The 21,580-nt window shown below is 65.3% G+C and carries 21 protein-coding genes; 8 read left to right on the top strand and 13 right to left on the bottom strand.

The genetic code is table 11. The features are described from left to right. The first annotated feature begins 101 nt into the window (after positions 1-101). Positions 102-2,312, top strand: coding sequence for a primosomal protein N' (locus AKL29_RS28530; protein ID WP_050386454.1), 2,211 nt, complete (start codon positions 102-104; stop codon positions 2,310-2,312). A gap of 208 nt (positions 2,313-2,520) precedes the next feature. On the opposite strand, the gene AKL29_RS28525 is transcribed toward AKL29_RS28530, so the two are convergent. Next, positions 2,521-3,012, bottom strand: coding sequence for a septal ring lytic transglycosylase RlpA family protein (locus AKL29_RS28525; protein WP_016843825.1), 492 nt, complete (start codon positions 3,010-3,012; stop codon positions 2,521-2,523). A 629-nt stretch (positions 3,013-3,641) separates the two neighbouring features. Between AKL29_RS28525 and AKL29_RS28520 the strand changes: the two genes are divergently transcribed. From AKL29_RS28520 to AKL29_RS28490, 7 genes are all read left to right on the top strand, one after another. Then, positions 3,642-4,202 carry a F0F1 ATP synthase subunit delta gene (locus AKL29_RS28520; protein WP_050386453.1) on the top strand — a complete coding sequence of 187 codons (561 nt, stop codon included), beginning with the start codon at positions 3,642-3,644 and terminating at the stop codon, positions 4,200-4,202. After that, a complete protein-coding gene (atpA, locus tag AKL29_RS28515) occupies positions 4,202-5,731 on the top strand; it encodes a F0F1 ATP synthase subunit alpha (protein ID WP_028336318.1) in 1,530 nt (509 codons plus the stop codon). Before AKL29_RS28520 ends, atpA begins: the two co-directional genes overlap by 1 nt. Before the next feature lie 91 nt (positions 5,732-5,822). Further along, the gene (locus tag AKL29_RS28510) at positions 5,823-6,701 is read left to right on the top strand and encodes a F0F1 ATP synthase subunit gamma (RefSeq protein ID WP_028336319.1); all 879 of its coding nucleotides are present in this window, start codon (positions 5,823-5,825) and stop codon (positions 6,699-6,701) included. Between the two features lie 25 nt (positions 6,702-6,726). Beyond that, the gene (gene atpD / locus AKL29_RS28505; RefSeq protein ID WP_028336320.1) at positions 6,727-8,169 is read left to right on the top strand and encodes a F0F1 ATP synthase subunit beta; all 1,443 of its coding nucleotides are present in this window, start codon (positions 6,727-6,729) and stop codon (positions 8,167-8,169) included. A 115-nt stretch (positions 8,170-8,284) separates the two neighbouring features. Beyond that, positions 8,285-8,692 carry a F0F1 ATP synthase subunit epsilon gene (locus tag AKL29_RS28500; RefSeq protein WP_028336321.1) on the top strand — a complete coding sequence of 136 codons (408 nt, stop codon included), beginning with the start codon at positions 8,285-8,287 and terminating at the stop codon, positions 8,690-8,692. 205 nt (positions 8,693-8,897) lie between these two features. Continuing rightward, positions 8,898-9,053: a hypothetical protein gene (locus AKL29_RS28495; protein WP_244482478.1), complete on the top strand. Its 156-nt coding sequence runs from the start codon at positions 8,898-8,900 to the stop codon at positions 9,051-9,053. Positions 9,054-9,157: 104 nt separating this feature from the next. Further along, positions 9,158-10,153, top strand: a complete 996-nt coding sequence (locus tag AKL29_RS28490; RefSeq protein WP_050386451.1) for an AraC family transcriptional regulator — start codon at positions 9,158-9,160, stop codon at positions 10,151-10,153. On the opposite strand, the gene AKL29_RS28485 is transcribed toward AKL29_RS28490, so the two are convergent. The 12 genes from AKL29_RS28485 to AKL29_RS28430 all read right to left on the bottom strand — a co-directional run bounded on the left by AKL29_RS28485 (position 10,111) and on the right by AKL29_RS28430 (position 21,502). Then, positions 10,111-10,611 carry an RNA pyrophosphohydrolase gene (locus AKL29_RS28485; RefSeq protein WP_050386450.1) on the bottom strand — a complete coding sequence of 167 codons (501 nt, stop codon included), beginning with the start codon at positions 10,609-10,611 and terminating at the stop codon, positions 10,111-10,113. The genes AKL29_RS28490 and AKL29_RS28485 overlap by 43 nt on opposite strands. 33 nt (positions 10,612-10,644) lie before the next feature. Further along, positions 10,645-11,148, bottom strand: coding sequence for an RNA pyrophosphohydrolase (locus AKL29_RS28480; RefSeq protein ID WP_050386449.1), 504 nt, complete (start codon positions 11,146-11,148; stop codon positions 10,645-10,647). 82 nt (positions 11,149-11,230) lie between these two features. Continuing rightward, positions 11,231-12,445: a divergent polysaccharide deacetylase family protein gene (locus AKL29_RS28475; protein WP_050386448.1), complete on the bottom strand. Its 1,215-nt coding sequence runs from the start codon at positions 12,443-12,445 to the stop codon at positions 11,231-11,233. A gap of 150 nt (positions 12,446-12,595) precedes the next feature. After that, positions 12,596-13,963: a S41 family peptidase gene (locus AKL29_RS28470; RefSeq protein WP_050386447.1), complete on the bottom strand. Its 1,368-nt coding sequence runs from the start codon at positions 13,961-13,963 to the stop codon at positions 12,596-12,598. Further along, complete coding sequence (locus tag AKL29_RS28465; RefSeq protein WP_050386446.1) at positions 13,960-15,366, bottom strand: murein hydrolase activator EnvC family protein; 1,407 nt, start codon at positions 15,364-15,366, stop codon at positions 13,960-13,962. The genes AKL29_RS28470 and AKL29_RS28465 overlap by 4 nt, the downstream gene beginning before the upstream one ends. Before the next feature lie 40 nt (positions 15,367-15,406). Next, positions 15,407-15,889 carry a 23S rRNA (pseudouridine(1915)-N(3))-methyltransferase RlmH gene (rlmH, locus tag AKL29_RS28460; protein ID WP_028336329.1) on the bottom strand — a complete coding sequence of 161 codons (483 nt, stop codon included), beginning with the start codon at positions 15,887-15,889 and terminating at the stop codon, positions 15,407-15,409. Between the two features lie 50 nt (positions 15,890-15,939). Continuing rightward, the gene (rsfS, locus tag AKL29_RS28455) at positions 15,940-16,308 is read right to left on the bottom strand and encodes a ribosome silencing factor (protein ID WP_050386445.1); all 369 of its coding nucleotides are present in this window, start codon (positions 16,306-16,308) and stop codon (positions 15,940-15,942) included. 186 nt (positions 16,309-16,494) lie between these two features. Continuing rightward, on the bottom strand, positions 16,495-17,118 hold the full coding sequence (locus AKL29_RS28450) for a nicotinate-nucleotide adenylyltransferase (protein ID WP_082190743.1): 624 nt from the start codon (positions 17,116-17,118) through the stop codon (positions 16,495-16,497). A gap of 45 nt (positions 17,119-17,163) precedes the next feature. After that, on the bottom strand, positions 17,164-18,456 hold the full coding sequence (locus AKL29_RS28445) for a glutamate-5-semialdehyde dehydrogenase (protein ID WP_050386443.1): 1,293 nt from the start codon (positions 18,454-18,456) through the stop codon (positions 17,164-17,166). Positions 18,457-18,577: 121 nt separating this feature from the next. After that, positions 18,578-19,720, bottom strand: coding sequence for a glutamate 5-kinase (gene proB / locus AKL29_RS28440; RefSeq protein ID WP_050386442.1), 1,143 nt, complete (start codon positions 19,718-19,720; stop codon positions 18,578-18,580). A 70-nt stretch (positions 19,721-19,790) separates the two neighbouring features. Beyond that, on the bottom strand, positions 19,791-20,840 hold the full coding sequence (gene obgE / locus AKL29_RS28435) for a GTPase ObgE (RefSeq protein WP_028336333.1): 1,050 nt from the start codon (positions 20,838-20,840) through the stop codon (positions 19,791-19,793). Positions 20,841-21,022: 182 nt separating this feature from the next. Continuing rightward, positions 21,023-21,502, bottom strand: coding sequence for a MaoC family dehydratase (locus tag AKL29_RS28430; protein ID WP_050386441.1), 480 nt, complete (start codon positions 21,500-21,502; stop codon positions 21,023-21,025). Positions 21,503-21,580 lie beyond the last annotated feature (78 nt).

The raw sequence follows: 21,580 nt of genomic DNA, 5'->3' as shown, positions 1-21,580 counted from the left end.
TCGCGTGAAGAAAACGCGTCAAAACAAGAAGCTGGAGATTTGGTTCTGATTCAATCAGAAACCAAATCTCTAGCCCGCTCGGATTCAGGGTTTCTGCTTCAATGGACCATACCACGCGCCCCGGCCCAGCCTCTGCATCGACGACTCGTGTCGTCGACGTGCTGGTGCCTGTCGCGCTGAACCAGACCTATTCCTACCGCGTTCCGCGCGGCATGGAGCTTGCGCCCGGCGACGTGATCGGCGTTCCGCTGGGGCCGCGCGAAGTGGTCGCGGTGGTGTGGGCGGAGAATGCCAATCCGGATCCGCGGCTGCACAACCGGCTCAAGGACGTCAGCGAGAAGCTCGATGTTCCGCCGCTGAAGCCGGAGCTGCGCCAGCTGGTCGACTGGGTCTCCAATTACACCCTGTCGGCACGCGGCATGGTGCTGCGGATGACGCTGCGGATGGGCGAAAATCTCGGGCCGGAGCGGATGCGGCTCGGCGTGCGGCTGGTCGGCGAGCCGCCGCGGCGCCTGACGCCGGCGCGCCAGCGGGTGATCGAGGTGCTGTCGGACCGCTTGCTGCACGGCAAGTCGGAGGCGGCGCGGGAGGCCGGCGTCAGTTCCGGCGTGATCGACGGCCTGGTTGACGAAGGCACCCTCAAGGTCGAGGCGATGCCGCCGCCGGCACCGCCGCCCGTTCCGGATCCCTCCTATGCGCAGCCGGATTTTTCACGCGAGCAGCGCAGCGCCGTCGACGTGATGCGGACGCTGGCTGCGAGCGGCAGCTTTCACGTCGCGCTGCTCGACGGCGTCACCGGTTCGGGCAAGACCGAAGTCTATTTCGAGGCGATCGCCGAGAATATCAGGCGCGGCAAGCAGACGCTGATCCTGATGCCGGAGATCGCGCTGACCGGCCAGTTCCTCGACCGTTTCGCGCAGCGCTTCGGCGTGCGGCCGCTGGAATGGCATTCGGAGCTGACGCCGCGCACGCGCGCGCGGAACTGGGCCGCGATCTCCGAGGGCAAGGCGCCGGTCGTGGTCGGCGCCCGCTCCGCGCTGTTCCTGCCCTATGCCGATCTCGGCCTCATCATCGTCGATGAGGAGCACGACCAGGCCTACAAGCAGGACGACGGCGCGCATTATCACGCGCGCGACATGGCGGTGGTCCGCGCCCATATCGCGAAGATCCCGATCGTGCTGGCATCGGCGACGCCGTCGGTCGAGAGCGAGGTCAATGCGCGCAAGGGGCGCTACCAGCGCGTGGCGCTGCCGTCGCGGTTCGGCGGCCAGCACATGCCGCATATCGAGGCGATCGACATGCGCCGCGCGCCGCCGCCGCGCGGCCGCTTCATTTCGCCGGTTCTGGCCGAGCAAATCCGCCATGCGATCGAGCGCCGCGAGCAGGCGCTGCTGTTCCTCAACCGCCGCGGCTATGCACCGCTGACGCTGTGCCGCGCCTGCGGCCACCGCTTCGCCTGCACGATCTGCGATGCATGGCTGGTCGATCACCGGTTCCGTCAGCGGCTGGTCTGTCATCATTGCGGCTTCTCGATGCCACGCCCGAATATCTGCCCGCATTGCGCGGCCGAGGAATCGCTGGTCGCGGTTGGGCCCGGCGTCGAGCGCCTGCAGGAGGAAGCCGCCCACATCTTCCCCGAGGCCCGGACGATGGTGCTGTCGAGCGATCTCATCACCTCGATCGAGACCATGCGCACCGAGCTCAACGAGATCGCCGAGGGCCGCGTCGACATCATTATCGGCACCCAGCTGGTGGCGAAGGGCCACAACTTCCCGCGGCTCAATCTGGTCGGCGTCATCGACGCCGATCTCGGCTTGAGCAATGGCGATCCGCGCGCCGCCGAGCGGACGTTCCAGCTGCTGAACCAGGTGGTCGGCCGCGCCGGCCGCGAGCAGGGCCGCGGCGTCGGCTTTCTGCAGACCCACCAGCCGGAGCATCCGGTGATCAAGGCCCTGATCGCCAATGACCGCGAGGCGTTCTATGCCAGCGAGATCGAGATTCGCGAGCGCACCGGCTATCCACCGTTCGGCCGGCTGGCGAGCCTGATCGTCTCCGCCGGCGACCGTCCGACCGCGGAAGGCTTTGCCCGCAAGCTCGCCGCAGTGGCGCCGCTCGACGAGCGGATCCAGGTGCTCGGCCCCGCTGAGGCGCCGCTCGCCGTCATCAAGGGCCGCTACCGCTTCCGCCTGCTGGTGAAGTCGCTGCGCAATGTCGACCTGCCGCAATATCTGCGCGAGTGGCTCGATGCAGGTCCCAAGACCAAGGGCAATCTGAAGCTCGAGGTCGACGTCGATCCGCAGAGCTTCCTGTAGAGCATGATCCGGAAAAGTGTGTAGCGGTTTTCCGGCAAGATCATGCTCAAGACAAAGAAGTAGAGCGGGATGACGGATAGAAGAGTAGTCATCGCGCTCTACTGAGCCCGCAAAAGCAAAAGCCTGCCGTCATTTGCGACGGCAGGCCTTTTTTGGGCGCGAAGCAGGCCTCGCGGCCGTTACGCAACGCAACGCTTACTGAAGGCGCTTACGAGACGACCTCGGCGGTGACGCGGCCGACGCCGGCACCGGTCAGGCCAATGGCGCGGGCTGCGCCGGTGGAGAGGTCGAGCACGCGGCCGCGGATGAACGGGCCGCGATCGTTGATGGTGACGACGACGCTGCGGCCGCCATGGGTGACGCGGAGCTTGGTGCCGAACGGCAGCGAGCGGTGGGCGGCGGTCATGGCGTTCTGGTTGAAGCGCTGGCCGGAAGCGGTGCGGCTGCCCGACTCGTTGCCGTAGAAGGAGGCCATCCCAGAGAACGAGTGGCCGCCGGACGGCTGGATCGATGCATTGGCGTCGCGCCAGGACGAGCCTTCGGCGCGGGCGTGGTGATGATGGTGGTGGCGATGATGGTGGTGCCGGGACTTTGCGGACGCCTCGGTCACGCTGCCCCCGACCAAAATAGTTGCGGCTACAAACGCAAGCGCCGTACGCGAGCGGGTTACGTTGCCCGCCGCCTTCTTGATATTCAGCATTGATAAGACCCTCAGACAGTATTGCCGCTAACGCGGCAAGTGGAACCCCCGTCCCTTCGTTGACCAAGGCCGTTTGGTTTCCCAATGAGGCACGAATTGGGCAGTAAATCCCGATTGTCTCGTGCTGAAATATCTTGTTACCGACTCGGGGTAGTCGATCGAGGTTCCGTAATCTTGCTATTTAACCAATTTTTAACAACAAATATACTTACCAATACTGATTATCGAGGCTACAGTAAGTTTTCGGTAAGTAATCGCCAAATGAAACCGCAGCTCGTCCGGAGTTCCCTGCGCGCTCGGCCATAGGCCTATGCAAATTTCGATGGAACAAAATCGAGGCGGCGCGAATCGGGTCCGGCGCGCCGGATTTCCGCGCGCCAAATTTTCCGGTTTGGCCGCCGGTCGCGAACGGCAAAAAGCGCATGCGACAAGGCGGCACTCACGATGCCGTCATGTTGCACCTGCGCGATTGCTATGTTAGCAAAGCCGCGATTTTAACGGTCCCGGCACGTCCCGTGCCGGTCGAAAATCGAAGTCCCGCTTGAATTCCAAGGGCTTGGATCGCTAGGCGCTGCTTTGGTGGCGACGGTTTTTCCCTTGCGAATTTGACAGCAAAAAAGAGCGAGCTCGTGGCTGCTGAAGATCCGTCCGTTTCGGGAGTGTCCGGTCGTTACGCAACGGCCCTGTTCGAGTTGGCGCGCGACGAGCAATCCGTCGATCAAGTCCGGGCCGACCTCGACAAGTTCGAGGCCATGCTCAATGAGAGCGCCGATCTCAAGCGCCTCGTCCGCAGCCCGGTGTTCGCCGCGGACGTCCAGCTGAAGGCGCTGACCGCGGTGCTCGACAAGGCCGGCATCGCCGGCACGTCCGCCAAGTTCCTCAAGGTGCTCACCGCCAATCGCCGGCTGTTCGCCGTTGCCGATGTGATCCGCGCCTATCGCGCGCTGGTGGCGAAGTTCAAAGGCGAGGCGACTGCGGAAGTCACCGTCGCCGAGCAGCTCAGTGACAAGAATCTCGACGCGCTGAAGGCCGCACTGAAATCAGTGACGGGCAAGGACGTCGCGCTCAACGTGAAGGTCGATCCCTCCATTATTGGTGGCCTGGTGGTCAAGCTCGGCAGCCGCATGGTGGATAGTTCGCTTCGCACCAAACTCAATTCGATCAAGAACGTGATGAAAGAGGCAGGCTGATGGACATCCGCGCCGCAGAAATTTCTGCGATCCTCAAGGACCAGATCAAGAATTTCGGCCAGGAAGCCGAGGTCACCGAAGTTGGCCAGGTGCTGTCGGTCGGTGACGGTATCGCCCGCGTCTACGGTCTCGACAACGTTCAGGCCGGTGAAATGGTCGAGTTCGAGAACGGCACGCGCGGCATGGCGCTCAACCTCGAAACCGACAACGTCGGTATCGTGATTTTCGGCGCCGACCGCGAGATCAAGGAAGGCCAGACCGTCAAGCGCACCCGCGCGATCGTGGACGCGCCCGTCGGCAAGGGCCTGCTCGGCCGCGTCGTCGACGCGCTCGGCAACCCGATCGACGGCAAGGGCCCGATCCAGGCCACCGAACGCAAGCGCGTCGACGTCAAGGCGCCCGGCATCATTCCGCGCAAGTCGGTGAACGAGCCGATGGCGACCGGCCTCAAGGCGATCGATGCGCTGATCCCGATCGGCCGCGGCCAGCGCGAGCTGATCATCGGCGACCGTCAGACCGGCAAGACCGCGATCGCGCTCGACACCATCCTGAACCAGAAGCCGCTCAACGCCCAGCCGGACGAGACCCAGAAGCTGTACTGCGTCTACGTCGCGGTCGGCCAGAAGCGCTCTACGGTCGCGCAGTTCGTCAAGGTGCTCGAAGAGCAGGGTGCACTGGAATACTCGATCGTCGTTGCGGCGACCGCGTCCGATCCGGCTCCGATGCAGTACATCGCGCCGTTTACCGGCTGCACGATGGGCGAATACTTCCGCGACAACGGCATGCACGCCGTGATCATCTATGACGACCTCTCCAAGCAGGCCGTCGCTTACCGCCAGATGTCGCTGCTGCTGCGCCGTCCGCCGGGCCGCGAAGCCTATCCGGGCGACGTGTTCTATCTGCACTCCCGTCTGCTCGAGCGTGCCGCCAAGCTGGGCAAGGACCATGGTTTGGGCTCGCTGACGGCGCTGCCGGTCATCGAAACCCAGGCCAACGACGTGTCGGCCTACATCCCGACCAACGTGATTTCGATCACCGACGGTCAGATCTTCCTGGAAACCGACCTGTTCTTCCAGGGCATCCGCCCCGCGGTGAACGTCGGTCTGTCGGTGTCGCGCGTCGGTTCGTCGGCGCAGACCAAGGCCACCAAGAAGGTCGCCGGCAAGATCAAGGGCGAGCTCGCGCAATACCGCGAAATGGCGGCGTTCGCGCAGTTCGGCTCCGACCTCGACGCCTCGACCCAGCGCCTGCTCAACCGCGGCTCGCGCCTGACCGAGCTCCTGAAGCAGCCCCAGTTCTCGCCGCTGAAGATGGAAGAGCAGGTCTGCGTGATCTGGGCCGGCACCAACGGCTATCTCGATCCGCTGCCGCTCAACAAGGTGAAGGCGTTCGAGGACGGCCTGCTGTCGCTGCTGCGCGGCAAGAACGCCGATATCCTCGAGGCGATCCGCACCAGCCGCGATCTCTCCGACGACACCGCTGCCAAGCTGAAGGCGGTGGTCGAAGGTTTCGCCAAGACGTTTGCATAACGAATGGGGCGTCGCCCGGCTCGCCGCCGGGCGTGACGAACGGAGGCTTGCGATCTGACCGTTGTGGTCGGATCGCCGGGGTGAACGAAGAATGGCGTCACTAAAAGACATGCGGGTCCGCATCGCCTCGACCAAGGCGACGCAGAAGATCACCAAGGCCATGCAGATGGTCGCAGCCTCGAAGCTGCGCCGTGCGCAGAACGCCGCCGAAGCGGCGCGGCCCTATGCCACCAAGATGGACGCGGTGATTTCCAACATCGCCGCCGCGGCCAACGGCACGCCCGGCGCGCCGGCGCTGCTTGCGGGCACCGGCAAGGACCAGGTGCACCTGCTCTTGGTCTGCACCGGCGAGCGCGGCCTGTCCGGCGCTTTCAACTCCTCGATCGTGCGCCTGGCGCGCGAGCGGGCGCAGTCGCTGCTCGCGCAGGGCAAGGACGTCAAGTTCTTCTGCGTCGGCCGCAAGGGTTACGAGCAGCTGCGCCGGACCTTCGAGAGCCGCATCGTCGAGCATCTCGATCTGCGTGCGGTGCGTCAGCTCGGCTTCGTTAATGCCGAGGACATTGCCCAGAAGGTGCTGGCGCGATTCGAGGCCGGGGAATTCGACGTCTGTACGCTGTTCTATTCGCGCTTCCAGTCGGTGATCGCGCAGATCCCGACCGCGCAGCAGATCATCCCGCTGGAGGTGGCTGCACCCGCGGCCAATGCGGCTCCCTCGACCTCCTACGAATATGAGCCCGAGGAAGACCAGATCCTTGGCAGCCTGTTGCCGCGCAACCTCGCGGTGCAGATCTTCCGCGCGCTGCTGGAGAACAACGCCTCGTTCTACGGCGCCCAGATGAGCGCGATGGACAGCGCGACGCGCAACGCAGGCGAAATGATCCGCAAGCAAACCCTGACTTACAACCGGACCCGCCAGGCCCAGATCACGAAGGAGCTGATTGAAATCATCTCCGGTGCTGAGGCGGTCTAAGGCAGATTTCGAAGGAGAACAGTCCATGGCTACAGCAGCCAACCAGATCGGTCGCGTTACCCAGGTCACCGGCGCCGTGGTCGACGTGCAGTTCGAAGGCCACCTCCCGGCGATTCTGAATGCGCTCGAGACCAAGAACGGCGGCAACCGCCTGGTGCTCGAAGTCGCGCAGCATCTCGGCGAGTCGACGGTGCGTACCATCGCGATGGATATCACCGAGGGTCTGGTGCGCGGTCAGGAAGTGACCGACACCGGCGAGCCGATCCGGGTGCCGGTCGGTGAAGGCACGCTCGGCCGCATCATCAACGTGATCGGCGAGCCGATCGACGAAGCCGGCCCGATCAAGGCCGAAGGCGTGCGCGCCATCCATCAGGAAGCGCCGACCTACACCGATCAGTCCACGGAAGCCGAAATCCTCGTCACCGGCATCAAGGTCGTCGACCTTCTTGCTCCGTACGCGAAGGGCGGCAAGATCGGCCTGTTCGGCGGCGCCGGCGTCGGCAAGACCGTGCTGATTCAAGAACTGATCAACAACGTCGCGAAGGCGCACGGTGGTTACTCCGTGTTCGCCGGCGTCGGCGAGCGCACCCGTGAAGGTAACGACCTCTATCACGAGTTCATCGAATCGAAGGTCAACGCCGATCCGCACAATCCGGATCCGAGCGTGAAGTCGAAGTGCGCGCTGGTGTTCGGCCAGATGAACGAGCCGCCGGGCGCCCGCGCCCGCGTCGGTCTGACCGGTCTGACGGTCGCCGAACACTTCCGCGACCAGGGCCAGGACGTGCTGTTCTTCGTCGACAACATCTTCCGCTTCACCCAGGCGGGTTCGGAAGTGTCGGCGCTGCTCGGCCGTATTCCTTCGGCGGTGGGTTATCAGCCGACGCTCGCGACCGACATGGGCGCGCTGCAGGAGCGCATCACCACCACCCAGAAGGGCTCGATCACCTCGGTGCAGGCGATCTACGTGCCGGCCGACGACTTGACCGACCCGGCGCCCGCCACCTCGTTCGCGCATCTGGACGCCACCACGGTGCTGTCGCGCGCGATCTCGGAAAAGGGCATCTATCCGGCGGTGGATCCGCTCGACTCGACCTCGCGCATGCTGTCGGCGCTCGTGGTCGGTGAGGAGCACTACAACACCGCGCGTATGGTCCAGCAAATCCTGCAGCGCTACAAGTCGCTGCAGGACATCATCGCCATTCTCGGCATGGACGAATTGTCGGAAGAGGACAAGCTGACGGTCGCCCGCGCCCGCAAGGTCGAGCGCTTCCTGTCGCAGCCGTTCCACGTCGCTGAAGTCTTCACCGGCTCGCCAGGCAAGTTCGTCGACCTCGCCGACACCATCAAGGGCTTCCGCGATCTCTGCCAGGGCAAGTACGACCATCTGCCGGAAGCGGCGTTCTACATGGTCGGCACCATCGAAGAAGCCGTCGAGAAGGGCAAGAAGCTCGCCGCCGAGGCGGCCTAAGCTTCATGATGTCGTCATCGCCGGACTTGATCCGGCGATCCATCGCACGAGAAGTATTTTGACTGATGGACCCGCGGTCGAGCCCGCGGGTGACAGCGCAAAGAACGGAAAGACCATGGCCACCTTCCACTTCGATCTCGTCTCTCCCGAAAAGCTCGCCTTCTCCGGCGAGGTCGATCAGGTTGACGTCCCCGGTGTGGAGGGTGATTTCGGTGTGCTCGCCGGACACGCTCCGGTCATCGCCACGGTTCGTCCGGGCATCCTGACGATCACGACCGCCGGCAAGCGCGAGAAGGTGATCGTGCTCGGCGGCCTCGCCGAGGTCTCGGACAAGGGCCTCACCGTGCTCGCCGACGTCGCGACCGCGCTTGCGGACATCGATCGCGCGAAGTTCGCCGAGACGATCAACGAGATGCAGGAGAAGCTCGCCGAGAAGGAGGGCTCCGAGCTCGACCACGCGATCGAGCGGCTCGACCACTTCAAGAGCATCCAGCAAGAGCTCAACACGACGGCTATGCACTAAGGCGCGGTTGCTGACCGGCGATCGCGCCTTTGCGTCGAGTGAGCCGACCCCCTTAGTGGAATAGCTCACACTCTTCCAGTCATCGCCTGAGCAGGCTTGAATAATTCAACGCTCGCCACGCCCTGGCGAGCGTTCAATGCTTGTTGCGCGCGAGACTGTCTGGCGGCATTCTCCCCGGCATATCTGGGTTCGGGGGCTGGTACTCATGAAGCGCAAGGTCGCAGCGATCCTCGCGGCCGATATTGCAAGTCAGAGCCGGTTGATTGCCGACGATGAGGAAGAGCCGCTGCGGCGGCTCGCCTCTTCTCGACAAGTCCGCATCTTCGCGGTCGGCCCGAACGAACGACCTGCAAATATGTGAAGCAGCTTACAGCAGGGATCGTGCACAAATGACAAGCTGCAGCGCGACGACGATTTGGCCCGACCGCATCGCGATTTCATTCCTGACATAACGGACAAGCTGCCGTGCTGACCTTCACCACCGATGCTCTCCGCCCGCAGGACCGTTTCGAGCACTGGTGCGAGGTGCGCGGCAAGAGCCTGTTCGGGGTCACGATCGAGCTCGAGCGCGACAAGAGGGCCGATTTCAGCGGGCGCTTCGCCGCGACGCCGGTGGGCAGTGCCGTGCTGGCGCAAATGTCGGCCTCCTCCTACCGCGTCAGCCGGACCGCATCCGACATCGCGCGCGTTCCGAGCAACAGCCTGCATCTCGCCTGGCAGGTGCGCGGCCCCGGCCACATGAATATCGGTCGCGATCGCGTCCAGTTTGTGCGCAACGGCGACCTGGTGTTCGGCCACTCCAATCTTCCGTTTGCCTCGACACCCGAACGGACCGACGGCTTTGACTTCTTCAGCCTCAAGATCCCGGTCACCGACGAGCTCGTGCTCGGCGCGCGGATCGAGGACGCGCCGCCGGTCGCGCTGGCGCGCGATGCGAGCCTGACCCGCCTTGTCGGCGCCATGTTCCGCTCGATGACGCGAGATCTCGCGCTAGCCGGGCAGTTCGCCGGCGACGTTGCGCATATGGTGCGCCTGGCGCTGCTCGCGCGCGGCCGCGTGCGGCCACGCCAGGACGAAATCCGTGCCGCGCTGCATGCCGGCTACCTTCATGCCGCCCGCGAAATTCTGTACCGCGACCTGCATCGCGCCTCGCTCACGCCGGCCGCGGTTGCCGCCGAGCTCGGCATCTCACTGCGGCAATTGCATGCGCTGTTCGAGCCGACCGGCCTGTCATTTGCGCGGACGCTGACCGCGGCAAGGTTGAAGGCGGCGAGGCGCGCGCTCTACGCCATGCGGGAGCGCAGCATCGACGAGATCGCGTTCTCGTGCGGCTTCGACAGCATCGCGACCTTCTATCGCGTCTTCCGCTCGACCTACGGCATGACGCCGGGCGACGCGCGGCGCATTCCGCCGCAGGATCAGCCGGCGAATTCCGCGAACCGGGTCGCGACCGCGCGATAGACATCGCGGCGGAACGGCACCACGAGATCGGCAACGCGGTCGAGGCGCTCCCAGCGCCATTGATCGAATTCGGCGGGCTGGCCGTTGCGCGGCGTCAACGGATCGATCTCCTCGTCGCGTCCGGTGAAGCGCAGCGCAAACCATTTCTGGCGCTGGCCGCGGAATTTGGCGAGCCGGTGCGATGCCGGCCCGTCATAGGCGGGGAATTCGTAGGTCATCCAGTCGGTCTCGCCGAGATAGTCGGCGTTGACCGCCCCGGTCTCCTCCCACAATTCGCGCATCACGGCCTGGCGCGGATCCTCGCCGGCGTCGATGCCGCCCTGCGGCATCTGCCATTCGAGGCCGGGCAGCACGATCTCCGGACCGTCGTCCTTGATCCGGTGGCCGATCAGCACGCGTCCGGCGGCGTTGAACAGCGCGATGCCCACATTGGGGCGATAGGGCTTGTCTGATGACATCTCGGTGGGTACGTCGCGCGTTGACCTGGCCGGCTACCTGGCAGCCAGACCGGCAAATTCCTTCACGACGCGCTCATAGACCGGACGCTTGAACGGCACAATCAGCCCCGGCAGATTCTTCATCGGCTCCCAGCGCCAGGTGATGAACTCGGCCTTGTGGCCGCCGCCCGGATTGGCGACGTTGATCTCGTTCTCATCGCCGGTGAAGCGCAACGCGAACCACTTTTGCCGCTGTCCGCGATAGCGGCCCTTCCAGGCGCGGCCCGCGACGGTGCGCGGGATATCATAGATCAGCCAGTCCGAGACCTCGCCAAGCTTCTCCACCGACTTGATGCTGGTCTCCTCATAGAGCTCGCGCCGCGCGGCCTGAAACGTATCCTCGCCGGGATCGACGCCGCCTTGCGGCATCTGCCAGACATGCGCGTCGTCGACATGCTCGATGCCGCCCGCGCGGCGTCCGATGAAGACCAGCCCCGCTGTATTCAGCAGCATGATGCCGACGCAGGTTCGATAGGGCAGGTCTTCATAACGTGCCATGCTGCCGCTACCTCGCACAGTTCGGGCGCCGCCCGACCCGGCCCCCCCGGCAAGGTCTCGAGCAGCACCAACGGATTGATCTTTAGCCCGATTTTGATTTCAGCATCGCCGTTGTCAATGGCACAAGCATAATGCCCTTGGAGTCCAGTGTCTTGAGCCAGGCGCCGAGCCGCTCGATCGAGACCGGCAACGCCGAGGCGACGCCCACCGCCGTGCCGCGTTCCTTGGCGATCGTTTCCAGCTTGACCAGCGCGCGGTCGATTTCCGCCGACGTCGGCACCGCGTCGATGGCGAAATCGGCTTTGGCGAACGGCAATGACTGGCCCGCGGAGAGGGTCTGCGCGACGCTACGCGGGGTGGAACCGTCGTCGAAATAGCTCAGGCCGCGCTTGGCCGCTTCGCGGACGATGGGCTGCATCACGGGATCGGCCGCAACGAACCGGCCTCCCATGAAATTGGCGATCCCGGCATAGCCCTGCAGGCGGCTCAGGTGCCAATAGAAGCGGTCGAGGTTCTGCTCGCTGCTCAGCGTGGTCAGCAGGGTTTGCGGCCCGGGATCGTTGTCGGGATAGTCGAACGGCTCCATCGGGATCTGCAGCAGGATCTCGTGGCGCTGGGACCGGGCGCGTTCCGCAAGCTTGCCCGGATCGGAGCCATAGGGCGTGAAGGCCAGCGTCACCGCCGGCGGCAGCTTCATAATGGCGTCGATGGTCTTGGCGGCGCCGACGCCGAGGCCGGCGACCACGATGGCGACCACGGGCATCCGGGCGGCCTTGGCGCGGTCGGCCTCGGCCGCGTAGACCGTGAACGGCTTCAGGCCGTCGGCGACCACCGGGATCATGCCGTAGCGTGACTTTTCCAGCAGGCGCGGATCGATGCCGGTCATCGCGAGTGGCGGCGTATCGCCATCGGCCTTGTCGGCCGGATCGCCGGCGCCGATCACCACGTCCTGACGCTTGCCGCTGGAGCCGTCGATGATGGTGACAGTCCTTGCGTCGCTGGCTGTGGCCGGCGCCTTGGTGGCGGATTTGGCAGCCGGTTCGGCCGCCACCTGGCCGGCTGGAGCGTGCTTGTCGTCAGCGGCGGCGGGCGGGGGATTGCGGAGCGTGACACGGGCGATCGGCTCGCCCCCGAGCGGGTTGTCGTTGAACAGCGCGATGCCGACAAAGCCGACCAGCACGAGCCCGAGCAGCACGGCGAACGCCTGCATCGCCGTGAATGGCAGGCGAAACCGGCGCGTCCTGCCCACGGCATTCTGCCCAAGCGGCGTGCTCAGTTCGTCGGCCGCTTCTGCCATGACCCTCCCCGAATCAACAGCGCGAACGATAGCACGATGCGGTGCATTCCCGCGCGCCGGCCTCCCCGGCAAAGCACGGTTACGGGTGGACACCGAAAGCAGAAAGGGCGGCCCGCGGGCCGCCCTGTTCGCCGAATCGATCGGATTAAATCAGTTCGCGGCCTTGTTGCCCGGCTTGTCGACCGCGGCCTTGTCGCGCGCAGCCTCCGGCGCCGCCGGCGCGCTCGAGGTCGACTTGATGCCATGCAGCAGGTCGTCGGCCATCTTCAGCGCCTTGTCGTCCTTGGCGTCCGGCGGGACGTAGGACTGCGAGCCGGTCTTCTCGTCGCCGTCGTTCTTCAGATGGCCGCGCAGCGAGGCTTCGCCCTTGGTGTCGGTGCGCGCCTTCAGCTCTTCCGGCACGTCCTGCAGCACCTCAATGTCGGGCACGATGCCCTTGGCCTGGATCGACTTGCCCGACGGCGTGTAGTAGCGCGCGGTGGTCAGGCGCAGCGCGCCATTGCCCGAGCCGAGCGGGATGATGGTCTGCACCGAGCCCTTGCCGAACGAACGGGTGCCGACCAGCGTCGCCCGCTTGTGGTCCTGCAACGCGCCGGCGACGATTTCGGAGGCCGATGCCGAGCCGCCGTTGATCAGCACGATCACCGGCTTGCCCTTGGTCAGGTCGCCCGGATGGGCGGCGCGGCGCTGGGTTTCCTCGGCATTGCGACCGCGGGTCGAGACGATCTCGCCACGCTCCAGGAAGGAGTCGGACACCGTGACCGCCTCTTCGAGCAGGCCGCCCGGATTGTTGCGGAGATCGATGATGTAGCCCTTCAGCTTGTCGCCGATCTGGCCCTGCAGATTGGCGATCTCCTTCTTCAGGCCTTCGGTGGTCTGCTCGTTGAAGGTGGTGATGCGGATATAGGCGATGTCGTCGGCCTCGACGCGCGCACGCACCGAGCGGACGCGGATGTTGTCGCGCACCAGCGTGACGTCGATCGGATTGTCCTGGCCCTTGCGGATGATCTTGAGCTTGATCTTGGTGTTGACCGGACCGCGCATCTTCTCGACGGCCTGGTTCAAGGTCAGGCCCTGCACAGCCTCATCGTCGAGGGTCGTGATGATGTCGTTGGCCATGATGCCGGCCTTCGAGGCCGGGGTGTCGTCGATCGGCGAGACGACCTTGATCAGGCCGTCTTCCATCGTGACCTCGATGCCGAGGCCGCCGAACTCGCCGCGGGTCTGCACCTGCATGTCGCGGAAGCTCTTGGCGTCCATGTAGCTCGAGTGCGGGTCGAGGCCGGTCAGCATGCCGGAGATTGCGGATTCGACCAGCTTGCTGTCGTCGGGCTTCTCGACATAGTCGCTGCGCACCCGCTCGAACACGTCGCCGAACAGATTGAGCTGGCGATAGGTGTCCGACGTCGCGGCGCGCGCGCTCGATCCCATCAGCACAGCGCGGGGCTGCGTGACGAAAAGCGTCAGGGCCGCGCCGGTGGCGGCGCTAAGGAGAATTACCGAAGTCTTGCGCATCATCCGCGAACCTTTTCGCCTTCATTTGCGGCCCACCATGGACCTGGATCGATTGGAGTGCCGTCTTTCCGGAACTCGACATAGAGCACTGGCTGGCTCGCATTTGTCGCGAGAATGGATGCAACTTGGGACGTCGACCCCATGGTCGCAACCGGCTCCCCCGTAAGTACAAACTGGCCGATGTTTACCGAAATACGCTCCATCCCGGCGATCAGGACATGATACCCGCCCCCGGCATTGAGGATCAAGAGTTGTCCATAGCTACGGAAAGGACCAGCGTAAACGACCCAGCCGTCACACGGGGTTGTGACCTGCGCGCCCGGCTTGGCTGCCAAAGAAATGCCTTTTTGTACGCCCCCGGCGCCGTCGGAACCGCCAAATTCGCGAATCTTGGTGCCATTTACGGGATAGGGGAACAGGCCTTTGGCCGAGGCGAAAGCGACCGCCGGGCTCATGCGGGCCGGGTCCTTGAGCGCCCCCAGATTCGGCTTGCCGTTAATCGTCGCCGGCGCCCCCTGGAGGCTGGCCGTGGCGGCGGCCTTGGCCGCGCTCTTGAGGTCCTGCTCCATCTTGGCGATCAGGGTCTGCAGATTGTCGGCCTGCTTAGACAGCGCGATGGCGCGGGCGCCTTCGGCCTCCATGTCCTTTTCGGCCGCGCTCTGTTGCCGCTGGCGTTCGTCGACCAGCGCCGCCAGCCGGGTCTGGTCTTCCCTCAGCTTGTCGCGGTCGGCCGCCAGCGCGTCGCGCTCGGTCGAGATGGTCTTGCGCAGCGCCACCAGCTCGCCGAGATCGGTCGCAAGCTTCTCGGCGCGGACGCGCAACTCCGGCACCACGGCGCCGAGCAGCATCGCGGTGCGCAGCGATTGCAGCGCGTCCTCGGGCCGCACCAGCAGCGCCGGCGGCGTGCGTCGTCCAGCGCGCTGCAGCGCGGCCAGCACCTCGATCACCTCGGAGCGGCGTGAATCGAGCGAGGCGCGGATCTCGCGCTCACGGCCGTCGAGCGGCTGCAGGCGTGCCTCGGCGTCGGCGATCCGCGTCTCGACGCCGCGCACCTGGCCGGCAATGTCGATCAGCTGCTGATTGAGCTTGCTGCGGTCCTGGCCGATCGCGGCGATGTCGGCCTTCAGCTTCTCCTGCAGTTCGGTCGCCTTGCGCTGCTGCTCGCGCGCGGCCTCGAGTTCCTGCTCGCGTTGCTTGATTGCATCGGGAGATGTCTCCGCGGTTGCGGCCTGCTGTGCGGGCGGCGCGGGCTGTTGTGCGGGTGGTGTCGCCTGCGCGTGCGCCGCGGCCAGCGGATATGCGGCGAATATCGCGATCGACAGCGGCAGCGATGCCGGCAGCCGGCGGCGGCGCGCGGTGCCGGCATGCGAAGCCAAATACGAAGCTGTGTCCCGCTTGTGCTGCATTCGCGTGAGTTCAGTGGTTTCGACTGTCCGTCACCACGCCTTACGCGCGATGATAGGGGTGGCCGGCCAAAATGGTTGCGGCGCGATAAATCTGTTCCAGAAGCATGACGCGGACCATTTGATGCGGCCAGGTCGCGGAGCCGAATGCAATTCGCAACAAAGCCTTGCGCTGCAATTCAGGCGAAAGTCCGTCCGCACCGCCGATCACGAAGACAGTATGTGCTGTTCCCTCGTCGCGCCAGCGGCCGAGCTGCTGGGCAAAGCTCGCGCTGTCGATGCTCTTGCCGCGTTCGTCGAGCGCGACCAGCGCGTGCTTCTCAGGCAGCAATGCGGAGATCGCCGCAGCCTCCTCGGCGATCCGCGCTCCCGCGTCGCGCGCGCGGCTTTCCGCGATCTCGTGGATCTCGAGGCCGCGAAACCCGAGCTTGCGACCGATATCCTCGAAGCGCTCGCGGTAACGCTCGGCGAGCTCCCGTTCAGGGCCCTGTTTCAGACGACCGATGCAGATCACGACGAGACGCATCAACGCAGACTAGCTGCGCTGCAGCCGATTCGCATCAGCTTCGATACCCCTTAGACCGCCGCGACCGCCGGGTTCTGAGTCCACAACCGCTCGAGGTTGTAGAACTCGCGCACCTCAGGCCTGAACACGTGCACGATCACCTCGCCGGAATCGATCAGCACCCAGTCGCAGTTGGGCAAGCCCTCGACATGGATGTTCTTGATCCCGTTCTCCTTGAGGCTCTTCGTCACATTTTCCGCGATCGCGCCAACGTGCCGGTTAACCCGGCCGGTGGTGACGATCATGTAGTCGGAATATGCGGATTTGCCCCGAAGGTCGATGGTGACCGTCTCTTCCGCCTTCATGTCCTCGAGGCGGGAGAGGATCAGGCTCAGCGTCTTGTTGGCATCCGGTTTGTCGGCGTCCGGTTGCGCCTGCAAGGCCGCGGTTTTCGTCGATGTTTTACGCGCAGTCTTTGGAACCTTGGGTAAAACAGACTTTGACAATACAGATGTGGCCAGGGACCATTCCTTTCACTGTATCGCGGGTGCCGAATCCTCGGCCCCACGCGCCATACTACGCATGTGGGGTTAATGGTTTCAATATTCCAGTAACCCTTTTGCGCTTCATGCCGTTCTCCAGCTCCCGTCCGGGTTCCGAAGGCCGGTCGAAGACAGATTGGATTTCATTCCTGTCAGGAACACCCAGGCCGGCGCCTGCTGGACGGCCAGCCGTGTCGCCTGATTTTCGGGCATGCGATAGCGCGTGAGCGCCTGCGCCGCCGGTGCGGCAAGGGCGCGGAAGCTCTGGGGCGGACGGTCGATCACGGCAATCGGCACATCGGACGCGATGCGCCGCCAATCTTTCCAGCGATGAAATTGCGCGAGATTGTCAGCGCCCATGATCCAGACGAAGTGCACGCCGGAGACACGGCGGCGCAAGTGGATGATCGTGTCCACAGTGTAGCGGGTGCCGATGACAGCTTCGAGACAGCTGATGTCGATGCGCGGATCGTCGGCAACGCGGCGCGCGGCCTCGGCGCGCTCGGCAAGCGCGTGCAGGCCGTCATGGTTCTTCAGCGGATTGCCCGGCGTCAGCAGCCACCACACGCGGTCGAGCTGCAGGCGCTTGAGCGCGAACAGACTGATGGCGCGATGCGCGGCGTGCGGCGGATTGAACGAGCCGCCAAGCAGCCCGATGCGCATGCCGTTGGTATAGAACGGAAGCGCCTGGGCTGCGGATAACGACACGGTCGATGCTTGCTGCAATGGCTTACCGTGCGCGTGCGACAATGATCACGGCCGCGTCTGCCCGGTGCCGTGGACGCGGTACTTGAAGCTCGTCAGCTGCTCGGCGCCAACAGGCCCGCGGGCGTGGAATTTGCCGGTGGCAATTCCGATCTCCGCGCCGAAGCCGAACTCGCCGCCGTCGGCGAACTGGGTCGAGGCGTTGTGCAGCACGATCGCCGAATCGACCTCGTTGAGAAATCTTTGCGCGGCCGCGGCATCCTCCGTCACGATCGCATCGGTGTGATGCGAGCCGTGATCTTGAATATGCGCAATCGCTTCATCGAGACCGTCGACGATCTTCGCCGAGATGATGGCGTCCTCATATTCCGTGTCCCAGTCCTCGTCGGATGCGGGCTTCACCCTGGCATCGACGCCCTGCACGACGTCGTCGCCGCGCACCTCGCAGCCTGCATCGATCAACAGCTCGACCAGCGGTTTCAGCTGCGTCCCGGCGGCCTTGCGATCGACCAGCAGGGTCTCGACGGCGCCGCAGACACCGGGACGGCGCATCTTGGCGTTCAGCACGACCGCCTTGGCCATATCGAGCCTGGCGCTGGCATCGACGTAGATGTGGTTGACGCCCTCAAGATGCGCGAACACCGGAACGCGTGCCTCCGCCTCGACGCGAGCGACCAGGCTCTTGCCGCCGCGCGGCACGATCACATCGATGCCGCCGTTCAATCCCGTCAGCATCAGGCCGACGGCCGCACGGTCACGGGTCGGCACCAGGGAAATCGCGGCCTCAGGCAGGCCGGCTTCACGCAGGCCCTGCACCAGGCAATCATGGATCGCGCGGCAGGAGCGGAAACTGTCCGAGCCGCCGCGCAGGATCACGGCGTTGCCGGACTTCAGGCACAGCACGCCGGCGTCGGCGGCGACGTTGGGCCGGCTCTCGAAGATCACGCCGATGACGCCGAGCGGCACGCGGACGCGCTCGATGGTCATGCCGTTCGGCCGCTGCCAGCTTTCGGTGACGGCGCCGACCGGATCGATGATCTCGCGTACGGTCGCAACGCCATCGGCCATGCCGGCGACGCGCGCCTGCGTCAGGGTCAGGCGGTCGACGAAGGCAGAGCTCATGCCGCTCGCGCGCGCCTCGGCGACATCCTCGGCATTGGCGGCGAGGATGGCCGGCGCATTGGCGCGGATCGCGCGTTCGATCGCCGCGAGCGCCCGGTCCTTCTGCTCCGGCGGCGCCAGCGCCAGCACACGCGCGGCGGCGCGCGCCTTGGCGGCGAGGTCGGTCATCAGGGCGGTGAGATCGGCGTTGCCGTCGATCGCCTTCAGGGGGGCGCTCATGAAACTACCAGCTTTGGACTAAGGCCATGTTCTAGCATGGCAATTGAAGGGTGGCGAGGCACGGAACCGGCATGGCAGATGGGCGGCAGGCCGCCCGCTCGGCCCAGCAAGTTATTTGGGCCTATTTGGGCGGGATCGCCCCGGCCGGGCCGATCACGAGGTCGTCGCGATGGATCATCTCGGATCGGCCGCTGATGCCCAGAATGGCCATCACATCGGGCGAGGAGCGGCCCATGATCTTCTCGGCGTTCTCGGCGTCGTAGGCGACCAGGCCGCGGCCGATCTCATGGGTGTCGGGGCCGCGCACCACCACGGCATCGCCGCGGGCGAACTGGCCGTCGACCCGGATTACGCCGGCCGGAAGCAGGCTCTTGCCGGCGCGCAGCGCCGCGACCGCGCCGGCATCGATGGTCAGCGTGCCCTTCGGCTCGAGCGAGCCCGCGATCCAGCGCTTGCGCGCGGTGACGGGATTGGCGGGGGTCAGGAACCAGGTGCAGCGGCCGCCATCGGCGATCGCAGCAAGCGGATGCTCGATCTTGCCGGATGCGATCAGCATGTGGGTGCCGGCCGTGGTCGCGATCTTCGCGGCCTCGATCTTGGTGGTCATGCCGCCGCGCGACAATTCGGACCCGGCCGAGCCGGCCATCCCCTCGATCTCCGAGGTGATGCTTTCGACCACCGGGATCAGCCTGGCGTCGGGATCGAGCGCGGGCGGCGCGGTGTAGAGGCCGTCGATATCCGACAGCAGGATCAGCAGATCCGCGCTCGCCATGGTGGCGACGCGGGCGGCGAGGCGATCATTGTCGCCATAGCGGATCTCGGTGGTGGCGACCGTGTCGTTCTCGTTGATCACGGGCACCGCGCCCCATTCCAGCAGCTTGGCGATCGTCGAGCGCGCGTTGAGATAGCGGCGGCGCTCCTCGGTGTCCTGCAGCGTCACCAGGATCTGCCCGGCGCCGATGCCGTGATGGCCGAGCACCTCCGACCAGATCCGCGCCAGCGCGATCTGGCCGACCGCTGCGGCAGCCTGGCTCTCTTCCAGCTTCAGCGGGCCGCGCGGCAGCTTCAGGCGGCTGCGGCCGAGCGCGATCGAGCCCGACGACACCACCATGACCTCGCAGCCTCGCTTGTGGAGCTTCGCGATGTCCTCGACCAGCGCGGCGAGCCAGGACGCGCGCACCTCGCCGGCCTGCGAATCGACCAGCAGCGACGAGCCGACCTTGACGACGATGCGGCGAAAGTTCTTGAGCGCGGGGCGTTTCATGGGTTCGGTCTGGCAGGGAGGTGGAAGCAAGAGGCGCCACGAGGTGGCTCGGAAAATCGATGTGTGCCGTTCAACCCTGCGGCACCGGCGTCGCCCACGGCTCCGCCTGACCCTTGGCCTTGTTGGACACCGGCGCCTCGCCGATCACGTCGACCAGCGCGCGCAGCGCATCCTGCACGCCTTCGCCGGTCGCGCCTGACAGCAACAGCGGGGTCTTCTTCGCCGCCCGCTTGAGGCGGTCCTTCTGCTTCTTCAGTTCGTCGGGCGCGACCGCGTCGATCTTGTTGAGCGCGACGATCTCGATCTTGTCGGCGAGCTGGCCCTCATAGGCTTCGAGCTCAGTGCGCACCGTCTTGTAGGCCTTGCCGGCATGCTCGCATGTCGCATCGACCAGATGCAGCAGCACGCGGCAGCGCTCGACATGGCCGAGGAAGCGGTCGCCGAGCCCGGCGCCTTCATGCGCGCCTTCGATCAGCCCGGGGATGTCGGCGAGCACGAATTCGCGGCCGCCGAAATTCACCACGCCAAGCTGCGGATGCAGCGTGGTGAAGGGATAGTCGGCGATCTTCGGCCGCGCCGCGCTGACCACCGACAGGAAGGTCGATTTGCCGGCATTGGGCAGGCCGACCAGCCCGGCATCGGCGATCAGCTTGAGCCGCAGCCAGATCCAGCGCTCTTCGCCTGGCGCGCCGGGATTGGCGTTGCGCGGCGCGCGGTTGGTGGAGGATTTGAAATGCGCGTTGCCGAAGCCGCCATTGCCGCCCTTGGCCAGCACGAAGGTCTCGCCGAGCTCGGTGAAGTCGTGCAGCAGCGTCTCGCGGTCCTCGTCGAACACCTGGGTGCCGACCGGCACTTTCAGCACGATCGACTTGCCGTTGGCGCCATGGCGGTCCTTGCCCATGCCATTGCCGCCCTTCTGCGCCTTGAAGTGCTGCTGGTAGCGATAGTCGATCAGCGTGTTCAGTCCGTCGACGGACTCGATGATGACGTCGCCGCCGCGGCCGCCATTGCCGCCGGACGGACCGCCGAACTCGATGAACTTCTCGCGCCGGAACGCGACGCAGCCGTTGCCGCCGTCGCCCGAGCGAATATAGACCTTGGCTTCATCGAGGAATTTCATGATTTTCACTAGTTAGGGCAGGGTGGCCGCGGCGGCAACCCGGAAAGGCCCTGACTTCAGCGAAAAGCCTTAATTTTCGGGCCTTTTTACGGCCCAAGCTCCTTGTTTGAGCATGATCTCCGCGCAAACGCTATGCGTTCGTCGCGGGGGAAAACCGCTTCACACTTTTCCGGATCACGCTCCTAGCCAGGTCTGCGCCGGACCAGGAATTTCTGCATCCCCTCCAGCACCAGCTCGCGGCGCTGGTTGTGCACGGTCGAGCGCAGCGTCACGACGCCGGTGGTCTTACCCGGTGACAGCTCGATCACCTCCAGCGCGGGGTAGATGGTATCGCCGGCATAGACCGGCTTCAGGAACTTGCTCGATTGCTCGAGGAAGCCGATCAGCGATTCCTCCACGACATAGGGAAACAATCCGGCGCCGGGCGCGGTGTGCACCAGGGTCTGGAAGCCGTGGGCGAGCAGATCAGGCATGCCGCGGGCGCGGCAATATTCAACGTCGTAATGGATCGGATGGGTATCGCCGCTGGCGGTCTGGAACGCCGCGAACACGGCCGAGGTCTGGGTCCGGCTCGGAATCACGAAGCGCTCGCCGAGCACGAAATCCTCGAACCAGCGCTGCGCGGGGACCATGCGATGCTGGGCGGGGTCGAAGTCGCTCATGCGGCGTTTCCTGCTCTTTTTGTTACCGGGATGGAGCTACCGGTATCGCAGCGGCGCAGGTGCGGCAATCCGTTCAAT

Source organism: Bradyrhizobium pachyrhizi (assembly GCF_001189245.1).
In the GTDB taxonomy this organism is placed as follows: Bacteria; Pseudomonadota; Alphaproteobacteria; order Rhizobiales; family Xanthobacteraceae; genus Bradyrhizobium; species Bradyrhizobium pachyrhizi.
Note: the sequence above shows the minus strand (reverse complement) of the source record. Positions and strands in the feature narration are given on the sequence as shown.